This window comes from Alkanindiges hydrocarboniclasticus (assembly GCF_001982605.1).
Lineage (GTDB): Bacteria > Pseudomonadota > Gammaproteobacteria > Pseudomonadales > Moraxellaceae > Alkanindiges > Alkanindiges hydrocarboniclasticus.
Genome location: NZ_MLCN01000017.1, coordinates 22,462 through 41,363, shown reverse-complemented (window position 1 = coordinate 41,363; position 18,902 = coordinate 22,462). Strand labels below are relative to the sequence as shown.

Annotated in this window: 10 protein-coding genes; 6 read left to right on the top strand and 4 right to left on the bottom strand. The window is 47.2% G+C overall.

Annotated features, from left to right (window positions below; translation table 11 throughout):
- Positions 1-28 precede the first annotated feature (28 nt).
- From BKE30_RS07205 to BKE30_RS07195, 3 genes are read right to left on the bottom strand one after another with little or no spacing between them, the layout of a single operon-like run.
- Entirely contained in the window at positions 29-1,225 is a 1,197-nt protein-coding gene (locus BKE30_RS07205) for an enoyl-CoA hydratase/isomerase family protein (protein WP_198938053.1), read from the bottom strand.
- Positions 1,225-2,385 carry an acyl-CoA dehydrogenase family protein gene (locus BKE30_RS07200; RefSeq protein ID WP_076877933.1) on the bottom strand — a complete coding sequence of 387 codons (1,161 nt, stop codon included), beginning with the start codon at positions 2,383-2,385 and terminating at the stop codon, positions 1,225-1,227. Before BKE30_RS07200 ends, BKE30_RS07205 begins: the two co-directional genes overlap by 1 nt.
- A gap of 27 nt (positions 2,386-2,412) precedes the next feature.
- The gene (locus tag BKE30_RS07195; protein ID WP_076877932.1) at positions 2,413-3,918 is read right to left on the bottom strand and encodes a CoA-acylating methylmalonate-semialdehyde dehydrogenase; all 1,506 of its coding nucleotides are present in this window, start codon (positions 3,916-3,918) and stop codon (positions 2,413-2,415) included.
- Positions 3,919-4,144: 226 nt separating this feature from the next.
- Here BKE30_RS07195 and BKE30_RS07190 point away from each other — a divergent pair, with 226 nt between their 5' ends.
- The 6 genes from BKE30_RS07190 to BKE30_RS07165 all read left to right on the top strand — a co-directional run bounded on the left by BKE30_RS07190 (position 4,145) and on the right by BKE30_RS07165 (position 18,343).
- Positions 4,145-5,188, top strand: coding sequence for an AraC family transcriptional regulator (locus BKE30_RS07190; RefSeq protein ID WP_076877931.1), 1,044 nt, complete (start codon positions 4,145-4,147; stop codon positions 5,186-5,188).
- Positions 5,189-5,398: 210 nt separating this feature from the next.
- Positions 5,399-6,412: an AraC family transcriptional regulator gene (locus BKE30_RS07185; RefSeq protein WP_076877930.1), complete on the top strand. Its 1,014-nt coding sequence runs from the start codon at positions 5,399-5,401 to the stop codon at positions 6,410-6,412.
- An 89-nt stretch (positions 6,413-6,501) separates the two neighbouring features.
- Entirely contained in the window at positions 6,502-7,128 is a 627-nt protein-coding gene (locus BKE30_RS07180) for a sterol desaturase family protein (RefSeq protein WP_076877929.1), read from the top strand.
- Positions 7,129-7,792: 664 nt separating this feature from the next.
- Positions 7,793-14,749, top strand: coding sequence for a carboxypeptidase regulatory-like domain-containing protein (locus BKE30_RS07175; protein WP_076877928.1), 6,957 nt, complete (start codon positions 7,793-7,795; stop codon positions 14,747-14,749).
- A gap of 58 nt (positions 14,750-14,807) precedes the next feature.
- On the top strand, positions 14,808-18,050 hold the full coding sequence (locus BKE30_RS07170; protein ID WP_083698478.1) for a transglutaminase-like domain-containing protein: 3,243 nt from the start codon (positions 14,808-14,810) through the stop codon (positions 18,048-18,050).
- Complete coding sequence (locus tag BKE30_RS07165) at positions 18,047-18,343, top strand: hypothetical protein (RefSeq protein ID WP_143253678.1); 297 nt, start codon at positions 18,047-18,049, stop codon at positions 18,341-18,343. The genes BKE30_RS07170 and BKE30_RS07165 overlap by 4 nt, the downstream gene beginning before the upstream one ends.
- Positions 18,344-18,418: 75 nt before the next feature.
- Here BKE30_RS07165 and BKE30_RS07160 read toward each other — a convergent pair whose 3' ends face one another.
- Positions 18,419-18,814: a winged helix-turn-helix transcriptional regulator gene (locus BKE30_RS07160; RefSeq protein ID WP_076877925.1), complete on the bottom strand. Its 396-nt coding sequence runs from the start codon at positions 18,812-18,814 to the stop codon at positions 18,419-18,421.
- Positions 18,815-18,902 lie beyond the last annotated feature (88 nt).

The window sequence follows — 18,902 nt, the reverse complement described above, 5'->3', positions numbered from 1 at the left end:
ACTTTAAATCATTCATACGGTTAAATCATCAATGAGGCTGGCCTAGATCAGCCAGTGGATGCTGAGCGGCAGGCCATGGGCTTTCAATAAAACTATTGACCCAGTCCGGGGTAACCTCAGCATGCGTTGCAGGCTGCCATTTGGGCTGTAAATCTTTATCAACCAGCAAGGCACGTATTCCTTCGGCAAAATCAGGGCGTGCGGCACAGTGCAGGGCGGCCAGATATTCCATGCGGAACACCTCAGCCAGTGACATAGCCTTGGCCTGCTTCAGCAATAAATGGGCAAGCTGCATAGAACTGGGCGAGCCATTTTTGACTGAAGCGGCTGCTTTACTGAACCATTGGTCGTCACTGCGATGGTTAATAATCGCTTCGATACTGGATTCAAGGCTATTTTGATTGAAACCCTCTTGATCGCACAGCATTTGAATGGTGGCAAGCTGTGTTTTAATTGGCCCTGCACTCAATGAATCCAAACCAGTTTCTGAGCGAGTTTGTGCATTGTTTAACACTGCATCAAGCAAAAAGCCATTTTTGGTCGGCAAGTCACTCCAGGGCTGCTTTAATAGCGCATTCAGTACCTGTGCTTTATCAGCCTGAGTAATTACATAATCGGCTAGATGAATAAACCTGGCGTCACTTGCATTAATCAGGGCGCCAGTCAGGGCAAGGAATAAACCAACCTTATCAGGCATTTGATTTAAAAAATAACTGCCGCCCACATCAGGAAATAAGCCAATGCCAATTTCCTGCATGGCCAGCCGTGATTTTTCAGTGACCACGCGATGGCTTGCACCTGCCATTAAACCCATGCCACCGCCCATCACAATGCCATGAGCCCAGCATAAAATTGGCTTGGGGTAGGTATGAATTAAATAATCCAGCCGATATTCACGCTCAAAAAAATCACGGGCATAGTGATTGGCACCAATATCATCGGATTGTGCAGAGGCATGGTGTGTCAGCATAGACTGATACAGGTTTTGCAAATCACCGCCAGCACAAAAGGCTTTTTCACCAGCCGCTTGCAACATGACCATAGCAATATGTTTATCAGTTGACCATGCCAGCAGTTGCTCAGTGATCAGGTCAATCATCTGTAGCGACAGCGCATTTAAGGTTTTTTCAGCATTTAGTCTAATGATGCCAATTGCGTAGCCGTTACTGCTGGCAAGGGTTTCAAACAAAACCGGTTTTCGGGTTTCCATACTATTTTCAGCCATCAACGAATCTCCTCAGGCGCAGTGCCATTGAGCAATTGGCGTGAAATAATCACCCGCATGATTTCATTGGTGCCTTCCAGAATCTGGTGTACACGTACATCGCGCAAATAACGCTCTAGTGGATATTCACGAATGTAGCCATTGCCGCCATGCAGTTGCAAGGCATCATTGCAGACATTAAAGCCCACATCAGTGGCAAAGCGCTTGGCCATGGCACAATACACACTGGCATCCGGCGCACGCTGATCCAGTTTGCTAGCGGCTAGTCGCACCATTTGTCGGGCTGCCACCAGTTCGGTCAGCATATCGGCCAGCTTAAATTGCAAGGCCTGAAAGTCTGCCAGTCTGGTTTTAAATTGTTGACGTTCACCCATGTAAACGCGCGCTGCATCCAGTGCTGCCTGTGCCGCGCCGATGGAGCAGGTGGCAATATTAATCCGCCCGCCATCAATGCCCCGCATGGCAATCTTAAAGCCTTCGCCTTCATTGCCCAGCAAATGGTTCGCAGGAATCATCACATTATCAAAGCTAATTGTACGGGTTGGCTGGCTGTTCCAGCCCATTTTTTGTTCCTTGCGGCCATAGCTAATGCCTGCTGTATCGGCAGGCACGGCAAAGGCTGAAATGCCGCGTGCGCCTTCCCCGCCAGTGCGTGCCATGACCACCAGTAAATCGGTAGAGCCCGCACCAGAAATAAAGGCTTTGGATCCATTTAAGCGATAGTAGCCATCCCGCAGCTCGGCACGGGTTTTTAAGGACGCCGCATCGGAACCGGCATTGGGTTCAGTTAAGCAATACGAAGCCAGTTTTTGTCCACTGGCTAACAGGGGACCCCACAGCTCACGTATTTCTGGCGTGGCCCAGCTTGCAAGCATCCAGCAGGCCATATTGTGAATGGTGATATAGGCTGTGGTGGACGGGCAGGCATAAGCCAGTTCTTCAAATATAATGGAAGCGTCCAGTCGCGACATGCCAAGGCCACCTGCCGCTTCAGGCGTATACATGCCACAAAAGCCCAGATCACCTGCTTTTTTAATCAACTCAATAGGAAAAAAACACGCTGCATCCCACTGGGCCGCAAATGGTGCCATTTCAGTTGCCGCAAAATTTCGTGCAAGCTGCTGAAAAGCATACTGATTTTCGGTTAAATCAAAGTCCATAGCCAACTAGTCCCTGAGCCGGTTTTTTTATTTCAATGAAATAGTGGTATTGACGCCACCGGCAACGGTATTGTCATCAAACCAGCGTGCTGTAATGGTTTTAGTTTGCGTATAAAACAAAATCACCTGCTTGCCGTATGGCCCAAGGTCACCCAGTTTAGAGCCACGCGAACCACTAAAGGAAAACAGCGGAACTGGCACCGGAATCGGCACGTTAATGCCAATTTGTCCCACCTCAACTTCTTCTTGAAACTTGCGTGCTGCCGCCCCCGACTGGGTAAAGATCGCCGTGCCATTACCATTAGGATTTTGATTAATAAATGCAATTGCTTCATCCAGTGTACCGGCAGACACCACACACAGCACCGGGCCAAAGATTTCCTGATGGTAAATGCTCATATCCGCTGTCACGCCAGAAAAAATAGTCGGCCCGACAAAGTTGCCTTTTTCAAAACCATTGACAGTCGGGTTGCGGCCGTCCAGTTCAAGGGTTGCGCCTTCTTCTACGCCTCTGGCAATCAGGCTTTCCACACGCTCCCGTGCTGCGCAGGAAATTACCGGCCCAATATCGGTGCCATTTTCAGTGCCTGCATTAACATTCAGGGTTTTGGCTTTAGCCACAATATCGGAAACCCACTCGTTTGCCGCACCCACCAGAACCACCACCGATAAGGCCATACAACGCTGACCTGCTGCACCAAAAGCCGCACCAATAAGGTTATTTAAAGTGTGTCCCTTATTGGCATCGGGCAGCACAATGGCATGGTTTTTAGCACCCATCATGCATTGTACCCGTTTGCCCGCCAGCGTAGCACGATGGTAAACATGTGTGCCAACTTTGGTTGAGCCCACAAAGGAAACCGCTTTAATATCGGCATGGTCACAAATGGCATTGACGGCCTTTTCACCCCCATGAATCACATTCAGCACACCTGCCGGAATACCGGCTTCTAATGCCAGCTCTACCAAACGCATGGTGACCATCGGGTCTTGCTCGGATGGCTTTAAGACAAAGCTGTTACCGCAGGCAATTGCCATGGGAAACATCCATAGCGGAATCATGGCAGGAAAATTAAATGGCGTAATGCCTGCACAGACACCCAGACCTTGCTGAATAGTATAGGTATCTACACCGCCTGCTACATTATTGGCCAGTTCACCCATTTGCAGGTTGCCAATATTGGCTGCGTGTTCCACCACTTCCAGACCACGAAACACGTCACCTTCGGCATCGGCCAGCGTCTTGCCCTGTTCGGCGGTCAGAATAGCCGCCAGTTCTTGCATGTTTTCACGGATGAGTTGCTGGTATTTTAAAAAGATTCGTGCTCGGGTTCCAATTGGGGTAAAACGCCAGGTTTTAAAGGCTGTTTTTGCTGCAGCAACTGCGGCATTAATTTCTTCGTCAGTGGCAAAGGGTACACGCGCCAAAACTTGCTGGGTTGCAGGATTGATGACATCACGCCATTCGGTGGTTTTTGATTCAACAAAATTTCCGTTAATGAGCAGTTTGATGGTTGGCGTTATTGTACTCATGCTAAATCCCTTAAAATAATAAACCTGCGGCTTGGGCGCCAGTTATGGGGTCGATGCTACCGGTCAATATCCATTGCGTAGACCCCTCGACGTGGCTATACGATAGTCAAACTTCAATAAAGCAGCTATGCTGAATTCCCTCAAATGAATTGAGTGAATTTGCCATATCACTTTATATTGGCGGAAAATCAGATTTGATTCTGAGCAAAAGCACGTGGTGTAAATTATGGAAAAAAATACGGTTTCAAGTTATTTTGTGCGTTCAGCATTACAGCCTATTCAATCAAAAAACTATGATATTAAAGCCATTTTACTGGAATGCCAGATTGATCCTGCACTCATTGAGGTACCCCAGTCGCGGGTGAGTGCCATGCAGTTTAGTGCTTTATGGCTGGCAGTAGCATGGCATCTGGATGATGAGTTTTTTGGGCAGGATTCGCATGGGATGAAGGTAGGAAGTTTTGCACTGTTATGCCAGTCATTAATTCATTGTAAGACCTTAAAAAGTGCGCTGCGCTATATGCTGCGCTTTTTTAATTTACTGCTGGATGACTATCACTGTACTTTGGTGACGCAGGGACAATATAGCCAGATCCAGATTACAGAGCAGCATGGGCTTGCCGGGACGCGCCAGCCACCACGGATTTTTGGCCATGAAACCTTGCTGATTTTGCAACATGGCATTGCCTGCTGGCTGGTTGGGCGGCGGATTCCTGTCGTGTTTGCAGGCTTTGCCTATCCTGAACCTGCGTATAGTGAGGAATATCACCGCATGTATTCTTCAGAATTACGGTTTAATCAGGCGTTTACCAGCCTCAATTTTGATGCAAGCTATCTAGGCTTGCCACTTATCCAAAATGAACGCACTGTGGCCGATTTTATCCGGCAGGCACCTGCCAATATTGTGCTGAAGTATAAAAATCATTCAAGTTTTTCGGCCAGCATCCGTAAAACCTTGCGCACCTTAACCTGTAGCGAATGGCCGGATTTTGACGCATTTGCTGCACACCTGAACATGACCCGCTCGACATTGCGCCGCCGCCTGAAAGATGAAGGCCAGCCTTTTCAGACCATCAAGGATCAGTTACGCCGTGATCTGGCAATGACGGCACTGGCCCAGTCAGATAAAACAGTAGGAGAAATTTCCATTGAACTGGGCTTTGCTGAACCCAGTGCATTCCACCGGGCGTTTAAAAAATGGATGGATTGTACCCCTGAACACTACCGTCAGGGCTTAAGAAAAGCAGCCTCTACCCGGATTGGCCAGTAAGGATTAAGCAGACGCTTGCTTGATTTCATTTAAGCTTTGCGCAGCCGCCTGTTTAACGGATAGCTGCCAGCGGTAGTCTGGCCCCTATAAATTGCTCGATAGAGGTCATCTATGAGAGTGCGCCAATAAATTTGATTTATCTCTAAAAAGGGTTTTGATTGTCTGATAATTAAAATACACTTCATCAAACCAATTGATATTCGCATGACTATGCCCTCCCATAAACCCAGTGATGCGGGAATTTTTCTATGGATGACGTACCAGACTATGCAGCGCATGGGTCTGGATGCTGCGGCTATTTTTGCCAGCGTGAATTTGCCTGACCAGCCCCCTGATAAAACCGTACGGCGTGATAATTCGACCCAGCATCGCTTTTGGGACGCGGCCGAGCAAATTAGCCGTGATTGTAATATTGGCCTGCATGTTGGTGCCAACATGCCACCGTTCCGCGGGCAGGTGATTGAATATCTGTTTTTAAGTAGTCCAACTTTTGGCGAAGGGTTACAACGTACTTTGCGCTATCAGACTTTGCTGACCAATGCATTTAAGCTGGATTTACGGATTGACAATGAGCTGGCTGTCCTGACTGGCTTACAGCATCCGGTACGGCATTATCTGGAATGTGCCATCAGTGTATTTCTAAATTTTTTTAAGCACATCAGTGAGGGAAAATTTCAGCCTACTGCTATCTGGCTAACGCACAGTGAAGGGGCAAGTGCTGAGGAATATCACCGGCACTGGAATTGTGAGGTTCTTTTAGGCATGCCGGAAGGACGTATCTTGTTTGATGCTGCCCAATTGCAACAACTGTCACCCGCTGCTGAACCTGAATTACTAAAAATCCATGAAAATCTGGCTGAGCAGCATTTAAGTGTTCTGGAAAAACATCAGCTGATTGATGAAATTGAAAGACTGCTTGGCAGTGGTTTGCTGGAATCAGGTGAGCTAAACCAGCAAATTATTGCCGAAAAGCTGGGGCGTAATCCGCGTACCTTGCGTGCTGACCTACAGCTTATCAACATCAGTTTTGAAAAAATTGTCAGCCAGTACCGGGAAAAACTGGCCCGGCGACTACTGGCCAATACCACCGAGTCTATTGACCAGATTGTTTACTTAACCGGCTTTTCCGAACCCTCAGCATTTTCACGTGCTTTTAAACGCTGGACCGGTGAAACCCCAACAACTTATCGGCACCGCAAGCAAACAGAACATGCACTTGATTAAAACGGCAGTCAGTACCGTGTCGTTATAGTCAAAAAAACCTTGATATTCTTTCCTACAATCTGGACATTCGATTGAGTAAGGAAAGAACCATGCTTGGTTTTCCGGTTGGTGTTTTTGTTGCAAATGGTCTTGAATGGTATTTTCATAAGGTGTGGCTGCATGAATTTGCCATGAAAAACCGCAACAGTCCGCTTTTCACCCATATTGCCCATCACAAGCGTGCCCGGTTAAATGCTTTTAGTGATCAAGGCTATGCCGAATCCCTGTTTAAAAATGCAGAAATTTATCATGAAAAAACTGCATTAATCAGCTTAACGGTTGCTGCCACGGTATTTTTACCTGTTGCGCCATTCTTCACCGCAGGCTTGTATTACGGTATTTATAACTACTGGAAAGTACACGCCAAATCACATCTTGACCCTGCATATGCCAAGAAACGAATTCCTTGGCATTACGATCACCATATGACCAGTAACCAGAATGCCAACTGGTGCGTCACCCGTCCGTGGTTTGACTATATTATGGGCACGCGGGTGATGACTGAAAGCTCTGAAACTGAAACCAATCCACTGGGTATGCAGCTTCCCGTATGGCTGGAAACACGGGTGAACAAAATAGCACGTCGTTTACTGCCAAAGTCCTTTGCCAGGATTAATGTAAATTCCCGGATTGACCAGAAAAATATGCGTCAAGGGATTGAGGTAACTTTAGCCTAGAGGCGCTAAAACATAACTATAGTTTTTCTTACCAGCATATAGAGCAGCGTATTACACGCCGCCGCTATTTATTGCAACAGTCGTCATCGCTGTGCTGCACTATTCGGGATTAAAACTTTCTAATCTATCTTGCATCACATAGCCAAGCAACGATTGGCTATGTGATTTGGTCAAGTGCTGCATGAGTAAAATGCACTTGATTCACTACCCACCAGCTTAACGCTGCAAGTGACAGAAATCGGTTGTGCCTTGAAAGTGGATAAGAGCCAGAAGCTGTTATCAAGCTCTGGTATTCGGACCTATTTTGACTATTTCCGTTCAAGCTTTGGTGAGAAAACTAAAGCCCCACTGGTTTACTTAAACTGTTTTTATAGGTTAGGCCAGTTGAAGCACGCAAGAAATAAGTGGTTAAACTTAGACTTAATAAAATTAAATTTATTTAAAAAAATGTGGTCTACCCATCATAAATATTGTTATGTGATGATCAATCGAAATAATTATAAGCCTTAGCTTCACTTGTTTAAAAATAGTCAATTTTTACTAATAAATGTAACTATTGACTCTATTTTGGTTAAAATATAGCATCAATTATGAATTTTAAAACACGATTTAGGCGTTAACAACACCACGCCATTACAACAAAATTGAATAGATAGAGAAACTCATGAATCAGCTATTGCCGCCTGCTACATCCCAGCATGCCTATTTGACTTTAAAATCAAACCCTCAAGTTTCAATTGCAGTATTGGGGCTTATATTACTGCCAACACTTTCTCAGGCTGGAGAGGTAGAGGGGGTTAACTGGTTAAAAGCCCATGCAAACGCTTCTTCAACATTGGCTGAAAGTATACAAACTACGCAAGAACTTACGCATACACTAAATCTGTTTCAGCAGTCACTGGCTGGCAACGTTAATGTTGCAGCATTATTGCAAGATGAGCACAGCACAGAATTATTGTCCCGTGCTGCCATGATGGCAAAGCTACAGCAGCAAAGCCCTTCAATTTATTTAACCGAACTAAAATCTGCGCAAAATGATGATGGCGGTTTTGGGCATTTGGAAGGCTGGCAAAGCAACTCGCTGGACACAGCTTATGTCTTAATTGCATTGGCAGAAACCGGATTTATTGACGGGCTAAGTGCTGAGGCTGAAAAGCAGCAATGGCAGACAATCCGGGCTAAGGCATTGGATTACTTGAAAACCCAGCAGCAAGCCGATGGCAGCTATCAGGTTTTATCCGTTGATAAGTTATATGTCAGTGCTTATGTGCTGAGTGCGCTGACCAAAGGGGTAGGCTTAAAGCCGGACCTTGCGCCCAGCATTAAAAACCTCGTTAATTATCTGGAACACAGCCAGATTACTCCTGGGCAATGGTCAAGCCACAGTCAGGGCTTATTTCTGGATGCATTGGTCGCAGAAGCCCTGCACCCTTATCATAATAGCCAAAACCAGAGTGTCGAAGCTGCTTTTCGCCAGCGCGCCTTAGCCCAGCAAACAAGCGATGGCAGTTGGCAGGCTGATCCTTATACTACTGCGCTGGTGCTTCGTTCACTAAAATTTCAGGCCACCACAGTACAAAACCCAATCACTTCCAGTATTCAGCTACAGGTTATTGATGCTGAAACAGGCTTGGCACTATCTGGTGTTTCACTCAGCAGTATCACACCACCTTTAAGCCAGACGTCTGATATCAACGGGCAAATTGCCATTGCTACTGTACCTGCAGGTCAAATCCGCTTTAGCCTGCAGCGAGATGGTTATGCAGGAATCCAGTTTGACATTACCCTGCAACAGGGTGAGCGCTTAAATCTGGGGCAAATCAGATTAAGCCGTGCTATAAACACTACCACCGCACAGATACAGGGCAAAGTGCTGGATAGCTTAACTGGCGCTGGGATTGCTGGTGCGCTGGTAACAGTAGTTATGCTGGATGGTAATGGACAGCCCACTACGCCACAAACCGTATTAACCGGGACTGATGGCAGTTATCAGGTCGTATTAAGTCAGGGAGGGAGTTTTGGCATTGATATCCGTAAGGACGGCTATGCGCCGGTACAGGGTAATGGTGCTGTTCCCAATGGGAACATTGCGGTATTTAGTCCAAAGTTAAATACCTTAGCCAATAATGTGGCCTCAGCGCAGGGCAAGGTGGTGGATGAGCAGGGGCAGCCGTTAAATGGGGTCAATATCCTAGAGGGCAATAGTATTGTTGCCACGACGGATGCGCAGGGTTTATTTAGCATCACCAATATGCAGGCGGGTAGTAAGCAATGGGTAATCCGTAAGCCGGGTTATTTACAGGCCACCATCAGTGCAGGCGTTCAGGCGGGGCAAAATTTAAATATTGGTACGATTAGCTTACCCCTGCAAACAGGAAGTGGCGATCCGACTACGCCGCCGCAAACTACCGTTGCCACAGGCGATATTGTGGTTAAAGCGCTGGATAGCCGTAATAATGAAGCAATCAGCGGCATAAACATTGTTGCTGAATTGCTTGATAGCCAGAATAATGTCATCCAGCAACAAAGCTTTAAACCGGGTGAAGCGTCAGCCAATGTGGCAACATTAAGCTTGCCTGCTGGTAAATGGCGTCTTACCGTAAAACATCCGGCCTATCAAAGTGCCTCACAGCTATTGACCTTAACGGCCAATCAGACTTTGAATTATCAGCCTGCGCTGATTCTTAATGCTTACGGCATTACCGGTACAGTGGTTGATTCTTTAAGCAACAAACCCATAGTAAGTGCGCCTGTCAGGCTGATTCATGGGACTACCAAAGCCGTAATCTATACGGGACAAACCGATACCAATGGCCGGTTCACGGCACCTGCCAATATTACCGCGCAAGATATACAGCTGGAAATTAACCCGGCTACTTATCTGGCTACCACACGGTTTATTAGCCGCGATGCGCAACCTGACTCCACACTGGATTTAGGGGAAATCCGCTTAAGACCGCAGTCTGCTGAAATTGTGTTACCTGACCTGACAATCAATAAAATCAATAGCAGTGCTATACAAACAGATTTACAAAAATTGACAGTCAGCGGAACTGTCACCGCAGAGATTGTTAATAAAGGCAATGCCGCGCTTACGGCCAGTCAAATTACTTTGACAGCGTTTGAGGACGGTAATTTTAACCGTACACTAGATGACGGCGAGCAAATTCTGGGTAGTGCAGCATTTAATAATGCTTTAGCAGTCAATACGACCTCACAAGTTACAGTTCCCGTTCAGGGAAAATTACGTTTCCGTGATGCGCCGATTGCAGTTATGGTCGATAGCCAGAACAAGCTTGCTGAAAAAGACGAAAAGAATAATGTGAGACTAAGTAGTGATGCGCTTGAAATTAAACCGCAAAAAGGCACATTAGAGGCGCAAGTGCTATGGGGTGCAAATTACTATAGTGATTCGGGTGCAGTAGTTGCCCCTTTACAGGATTCCAATCAGGATGGGGTGGTAGGAACTGGTGATGTTTCTAGCATCATTGTGTATTCAGGCGGAATATACCGGGTTATCAATGGCAAAACAGGACAGCTTGAATTTAGTATCAATGCAGGATTTGGAGGTCAGGAATTAGCGGCAATTGGTGATGTGGATAATGATCACTTGCCGGAAATTATTGTGCCCACCTCAAACGGTATATCTGTCTATTCAAATCTGGGTGTGCTCAAGAAAACAATAAGCGCATCTGGCATGGCTACCAGTGGTTGGTCGAGTGATGCCTATCACCCCATACTGGCTGATCTGGATCAGGATGGTGAAGCTGAGATTATTCAAAATAATAAAATATTTAGCTATAACAAAGGACTTGTGCTTAATAACTTGGCTTCTGGCCAGTCCCAGGCCGTTGCGGATGTCAATGGAGATGGCTATCTTGACATTATTGGTTTGTCAGGAGCTACCGATCGATTTGGCAAGTTACTTTATAACTTTAAAAGCAAGACTGGCAGCACATTAACTTTAAAATTTTTTGCAATTGGGGATGTGCTCGGCACTGGGAAACCTCAGATAGTTTCAATTTATGGTTCACAGGTTTATTTATTTGATGCCAGAACAGGTGCAGAGATTGCTGCTTATAATGCCCCAAGTAGTCAGGGTGGCTCTCCAGTCATAGCTGACTTTGATGGAGATGGAGTTGCAGATATTGGTGTTGCGCGGACTTATAACTATGTTGCAATGCGTGGCGATGGAAGTGTGATTTGGTCAACACCCATTGCGGATGGCTCAGGAGGCACAGGTTCGACCGTTTTTGACTTTGACAATGATGGCCAGTCAGAAGCAGTGCATTTTGATGAGCAAAATCTGCGTATTTATGACAGTAAAACCGGACTTGAACGCATAAAAATTCCCAATAGCACTGCCACGGCACATGAATATCCCGTGGTGGCTGATGTTGATGCAGATGGCCATGCCGATATTGTCATTACTTCTGGTAGCGGTAATGGAGTGCGGGTCATTAGTAGTAAAAATAAGGATTGGGCCGATACCCGCAATATCTGGAACCAGTACAGTTACCACGTAACTAATATTAATAATGATCTCAGTATACCAACCCATGAGGCCAATAGCTGGGAAGCGCACAACACTTATCGTGCCAACCTGCTGCTGAATCAAAATGCGACTGCGGCCTCAGACTTAACCACGTCTTACCTGCGCTTTAAAGATAGCGGTATTTTTAGCCCAAGTACGCTTACTGCCCGGATTGGTAATGCAGGCGGCAAGGATGTTGCTGTGGGCACGCCGGTAAGTTTTTATCGTATTCCTCCAGCGGTTAATGGGGTGGCTTCTCAGCCGCAACTGATCAAAACAGTAACCTTAACCCAGCCATTGCTAGCCAGTCATTATGAAGACATTTCGGTTGACTATGCGGGTGATATGGCAAGCTTTGGTGAACTGGTAGTGGTGGCCAATGATGCCGGTGCCGGGCTGGATTCTCTCACTGGTATTCCGGTTAATTCACCCAATAGTGCGGGTGTGGTTCAGGAATATACCCGTGCCAATAATCTGGCACGGCTGACCTTTGGCTCAGGTTTTCAAAGCTATAGTCTGGATGGCTTAATTGATAAAACCAGCTATGGTGCAGGGGATACGGTTAACATCAGCGCAATACCCACTAACCTCGGTAGCCTGACCAGTGATGTGATTATTAAAACCCGCATTGTGGACAGTGCTGGTAATACGGTTGCTACCTTGGCGGATCAAACTGCCACTCTGGCAGGTAGCGTGCTGGGTGATGGCAGCAACACTAAAACCTTGCACATACCCTGGGCTGTTGGGCAGTCCCGTACTGGCAACTACCGGGTGGTGATTGAGCTGGTACGTGATGGCTGGTTGGGCCAGGAAACAGTAGCTACTGTTGAACGCAGCTTTAACGTGGTGAGTAGTGCCAGTGCTGTTGGCCTGACTGCCAATACCGTTCAGGTCGACAAAACCCGCTATCAGGCTGGCGATACCATTAATATTACTTCGCGTCTGCAAAATACTGCCAGTAATGAAATTGCGACTTCGCGTACGGTGACACTGGAATTGGTTGATCCGCTAGGGAATATCATCTGGACACAAACCACCAATTATGACCCGTTGGCACCCAATGGCCTGATTGATAAAACCTTTCCTGTAGTGCTGACTCAGGCGATTGCAGGCAATTATACGGTTCGCTCGACTCAGCATGCCCCTGATGGTAGCCAGTCCAATCAAACCGTGACACGTGGTTTTAATGTGTTAGGTAGCACACAAAGCGGCATCGGGATTGCTGGTCAAATACAAGGTGCAGCCAGTGTGGATGTGGGCAATGCTATCAGTTTTAACTGGAGTCTTGCCAATCCGGGCAATAGTGCCATTAATGACCTAAATACCCGGATTATCCTGATGGATAGCCAAAGTGGTGATTTAATGGGCAGCCCAGTTTATAGCGGTAGCCAGAGTATGGCTGCTGGGGCCTCAACACCTGTACAAGTGGCCCGGTGGGTCAGTCAGGGTAATCCTGAGCAGCGTCTCACTGCCATATTACAGGTACAACTGGATCAGCCTAATCTGCCCGAAGCAGAGCGCTGGAAAACCATTGCGAATACGTCCTTTAAACTGACCGTACCGCCGTTAAAGGTCAGCTTTGACGAGAGCCACAAATCCGCCAAGCCGCTACTGGTGTATTACAGCTGTCATGAAGGCTGGTGGGATGTGTTGTCTGGTTGGATACTGGGCCGTTATGATTATGGCTGCTTTGATGAACGTGAAAAACAAGTCAAAACCTATCTGGACCGGATTAATGTGCCGTATACCATGGTCCGGGAGCCGTGGCAGTTCCGCGACAGGCTGCACAGTGGCGTCTATGGCCAGTATTGGTTGTTAGGCGCGGTAGAGCAGTTATCACCGCATACCTATAAGGAAGTGCGGGAAAGCACATATCTTGGCGATAACCTGCTAACAGACAATGGTTTGCTGAGCTGGCAAAATGCCAATCTGATGGCCTTGGCTGGCGTTCGCTATCGCGGGCGTATCCAGTTGAATGATGGAATCATTACGCCACAGCCTGCCAATGCTGGCTTACCAGCACTACTGACCAAACCAGAGAGTGGTGAATTGGCCACTACGCCACTACAAACTACCACGGCACGCCGCGGTCAACCGGTTGCTGCCAACTGGCCAGTATTGCTAGAGCCGCTGACCAGTTACACCCAGCTATCAGCTACTTTTAGCGCCAGTAAAAAACTGGGCTTGCAGGTCGATGCGTGCTATGAGGCAGGCGCTAAGCCCAACAGTTACTTCCACACAGTAAAGGATTACCCGGCAGTAGCCACTGCGCCGTATGGCCGTGGCAGGCCAGTCGCGCTGGCCTTTGATTTACCAGCCAGTTTGACGTTGGCCAATGGCGGTAAGCTGCCAGCAGCAGGCGAGTTACCACATGCCTCCCAAAAACGCTGGGACTATGCCTTAACCGAGTTGCTGGTTAACCGACAGGCATTGGCACGCAGCAGCTATGTCTCTGCCGAACCGGTACAGGTGCCGATTACCCTAGAAAACCAGAGTAATCAGGAGCGCACGCTTCAGGTAGACGTTGAGTTGCCTAGTGGTTCCAGCTGGCTGGGTCGTCAGGGAGGAACCCGGAACCTGCCAGCTGCCGCACAGGCTCAGACTAAAATCAGCTATCAGCTTACAATTGCGGCCAACAGTAAAACCACCGAGCTGGTTGCCTTGCGCTTACCCAGCACTTCAGGCACGCATGTAGTACGCACCACAGTATCCAGTATTAGCGGCACCGGCAGTGCAACCAGCACCACACTACTGGCACAGCAGGAGAACCGCTATCTGGTGCGCAGTCTGGATGAAAGGTTAACCTTACTCAAGCAATCCATTAACAACTGGAACAGCAGTCCGGGTGCCAGTTGGCTGCAACTTGGCAAGTTAAAGACCGACCTGTTCCTGCTGGACCAGTATTACCGCTATGGCCAATGGGAGCTTGCCATTTTACAGGCAGGGCATGTTAGTGATGACCTGGCCAATATGCAAAGTGCTAAAGACAGCAGGATTGTGTCCAACCGCATTGAGCTGGATGAGTTCCTGCGTGGGCTGCAAATCCGCTGGTATTTACAGCGTAATGGCCAGCGGCTGGCACCTTAATCCTGACGATTTCCACTGGATTTATAGATCAATTAAATAAAGCATTACAGCAGGTTGAATGATGAATAAGGTTAATACAATAACAAAGCAGGTTTTTAGCAAGACTCATAAACGTGTTATTAGCAGCGCAGTAATTCTGGGCATGCTCAACACCGTAACACTACCTGTACAGGCGGCTGTACAGCAGGCACAGCATGAGCAACGGGCTAACAAGGTAGCCAGTCAGGAAAGTAGTTGGGAGCAGCTAACAGAGCTCACTGCCCAGCATCGCCTGATGGTAAACGGTTTAAAAATAGGCCGCACTATCCATAAGGCCGTCTGGTATGAAAGTGCCTGGGATAAAGTAGTTAGCTTGTTTACTGAGGATAGTGAGACTATTGCCGAGCGCGAACATGCATTGACTACGGTTGACCAGATATTGGCCTTGCGTATCAAGACTATGCAGGAACAAGTAGCCATCATGCAGGAAATTACTGCACAGGCCAATGCACTAAAAGCCCAGCAGCTAGCTCCAGAGATTATACAACAAAGCATGCAACGGCAAGCCGAGCTGGTCAAGCAACTGGAAGGCCGTTACCGTACCCTGCAAGGACTATTTGAGCAGTTACAGCAGGCGAAACAAAGTGGGGATAGTGAGCAGCAACAGCAAGCCTTAAGCAGGCTGGATCAACAAATTCAGGCATGGCAACCCAAAACCGCACGAACTGACATGCAGCGTTTGCCATGGGGAACCCCGGATAGCAAGGTACGTGCCCCTATTACGGCCGAGACTAAAGGAAAAATTACACCCGCTGCTTATCATAAAGGCTTAAGTGATTTAAATACGACAACCGACAAGCAAAATCGCAGCAGCAGTATCGGACAATGGCGTAGTACTGAATACCAGTATGCGCAGTTTTTGCAAAACCAGCATTCCATCCGTCCAGTGGCTAATACCATCAATGGCATGACCGCGTCAGGAAAATGGCCGGTACTTAGCGCATTGCCTGCCACAGTGCAGGATGCCGATTTACAAGCCAATGAAGATGTCAGCATCAATCCGGAGATTCAGGCATTAGCAAAAGAACTCAACCATAATCCGGCCAAAATCTATAAATGGGTCTATGACAACATTGAATATGTACCGACTTATGGCAGTATTCAGGGTGCAGCCTATACGCTGGAAACCAAACGTGGTAATGCCTTTGATACCAGCAGCCTGCTAATTGCCCTGCTGCGTACCTCCAAAATACCGGCGCGTTATGTGTATGGCACCATTGAAGTCCCATCCAAGGTAGTAACTGACTGGGTAGGTGGGGTCAACAGTGTGGATGCCGCGCAAAACCTGATGGGGCAGGGCGGTATTCCCAATATTGGCTTGACCAGTGGTAGCCAGACTATGGCAGTACGCCTGGAGCATGTGTGGGTAGAGGCAGCAGTAGACAGTCTGCCAAGCCGGGGTGGCCTAAATAATCTGGATGCAGCGGGCAACCTGAGTAACCCAGATGCTGCACGGCAGTGGATTCCTTTGGATGCAAGCTATAAACGCTATAACCGTACTGCAGCTATTGATATAGCCAAAGCAGTACCATTTGATGCCAATAAACTGGTGAATGAGCTGAAAGCGGGTGCCACCATTGATGAGGCGGCGGGGAGTGTACAGAATCTTGACCAGAGCAAGATTGACAGTGCCATCACCAGCTACAATAGCCAGATAAAGGCGTATCTTGAGCAAAATCATCCTAATGCTACAGTAGAAAACATTCTGGGCAAAAGTGAAATCCGGCCATACCAGAGCAAACTGCTTAGTCCGGTATTGCCCTATAAAGTGAATACAGTGATTGCCGATTACCACACCTTGCCTGATAGCATGCGGCATTATTTTGTACTTAATACTTTCCCAAGTAATGACCCTTATGCCCAAATGGAAGGCAGTGCTGATTTTAGTATCAGGATTCCCAGTACACAATTACAGGGTAAACCGCTCGCTTTTTCATTTAAACCCAGCAGTCAAACCGATGCCGACCTGTTGGCCAGCTACCTACCTAAGCCGGATGCCAGTGGCAACATTGACCCAGGCAAACTGCCCAAGAGCTTGCCGAGCAGCATTCGCATGACAGCTGAAATTACCCTAAATGGGCAGGTATTAAAGACCGGTCAAAGCTATCCGCTGGGTACAGAAATTAAGGCACAAATGGGCTTTGCCAGCCCCAATAATAGCTGGGGCTTACCCAACAAGCAGTTTCAGGCTGGGGAATATCATGCCATTGGTTATGATATGCAGGGCCTGAGTCAGGCACAAATGGATCGAACCAAAGCTCAACTTGAAGTTGCCAAAACCAAGATTGAAAGCAGGCAGGAAACCCAGATAAAAACCCTGACCAGCCATGATGTTACCGGTGCAATGTTGCAGGGCGTGGTACAAAGTTACTTTGCCTTAAATGACGCTCAGGACAAGATTGCAGGCACTCAGGCTAAAGTAACCAAGTTGCCTTATATGAGTTTTGGCACTTTTTCAACGCAGGTACAAGGGGTTTATAGCTGGGGTGTATTACGCCAAGCCAAACTCAGTGGCATGATGATGGACATTGACCGCTTATCAGCAACCAGCGTTGAGCATGACAATAATATCCAGAACTGGGTCAACTTTAATGCCAGTCAGGGTTCACGCATGAGTGCCAATGAGCATCTGGTGCCTGAACAGTTCTTTAATGATCCCAATGCAACCACCAGAACTGTCCACGGCATTAGTGCAGTAAAGGCCTTGCAAGTTGCAGCCAGCCAAGGGCAAAAGATTTACCAGATTGATCAAGCTAATATCAATACGATAGTGCCACAGCTCAATCATAGTAGTGAAACGATTAGTGATATTCATAATGCAGTGGCATCTGGCAAGGTCGTAACCACCAGTCAGGCTAAAGTCAGCATCAATGGATGGACCGGAAGTGGTTATATTATTATTGATCCAGCCACTGGTGCCGGGGCGTATATGATTGGCGGTGGACTGGATGGCGGGGCAATTACTATGCCGCCGGCTTATGCGTGGTTATTCGGGATTGCCGCTATTTTGATATTGGCATCATTATTTCTTTCAGGGCTAGGCGGTCTATTCTTATTGCTGCTTGGGATCATCGTGTTGGGCTGTGCATTTTCAAATTACACTAATAATCCTAAATGGGTGGATAGAGCCACAACCCTCAGTCTTTTTCTGCTGGGCGGACTGGGATTGTTCCTTGAATCTGGTGCAGTTGCTTTCTGGGTTTTAACAGGGCTGTTGGGTGCTAGTATTTATGAAGTTCAGCTAGGAACTCAATGTACATGAGCGATGTGATTCCATTAGGTCTTTGCCCTTACTGTAAGAAAAAGATAATTCTTTCAGTCAAGGGCGTCCAAAAAAATCATAAAGGGCAAAGGATTTGCCCTTATTGTGGAAATCTTTTAAAAATCAGCTTTTGGTTTAAAGCCTATGTATTTTGTGCCTGTGTTTTCTTTTTGATCTGGATTGAATACCTGCAAAGTATATTGAGCTATAACACCTCCTTGGTATTTTCCTTACTATGGATCGGCGGCTTTATTGCTTTCTGGGTATTTTCTTATCAAAGGGTTAAAACCTAGCGTAATAGCACGCGAGACGATACAGCAGTAGGCAAAGTCGATTATGTCAGCTTTGCCCATGAGTTCTTTTATTTATCAGTCTGGTGCGGTAGTACCTGATTGAAAATCCTCTGTTAAAGCCGAGGTCTGGCGAATTTTCAGGCAACGTCTGGCATGGTTTTCACCCCAGATATGCATGGCATGCAGCACAGGAAACAAGGTTTGTCCTTGTTCAGTCAGTGAATACTCCACTTTGGGCGGCACTTCCTGATAGTCAAATCGCTGGATCACCCCATCCCGTACCAACTCCTTTAACTGTAAGGTCAGCATGCGCTGGGTAATATCCGGCAGATCACGGCGTAATTCATTAAAGCGTTTGGCCGAGTGTTGCAGATGGTAAAGGATTAATACCTTCCATTTACCACCAATAATATCCAGCGCATCACTGACCGGGCAATGATTACTGCCGGCAGGTAGTGGGTAATTTGGCATAGGTTTTCCTCTTTCCATATTCTAATCACAGTATAAAAAATGTGCGTACTTACTTTTTTATACTGTAAAAATTATAATGATCTTATCC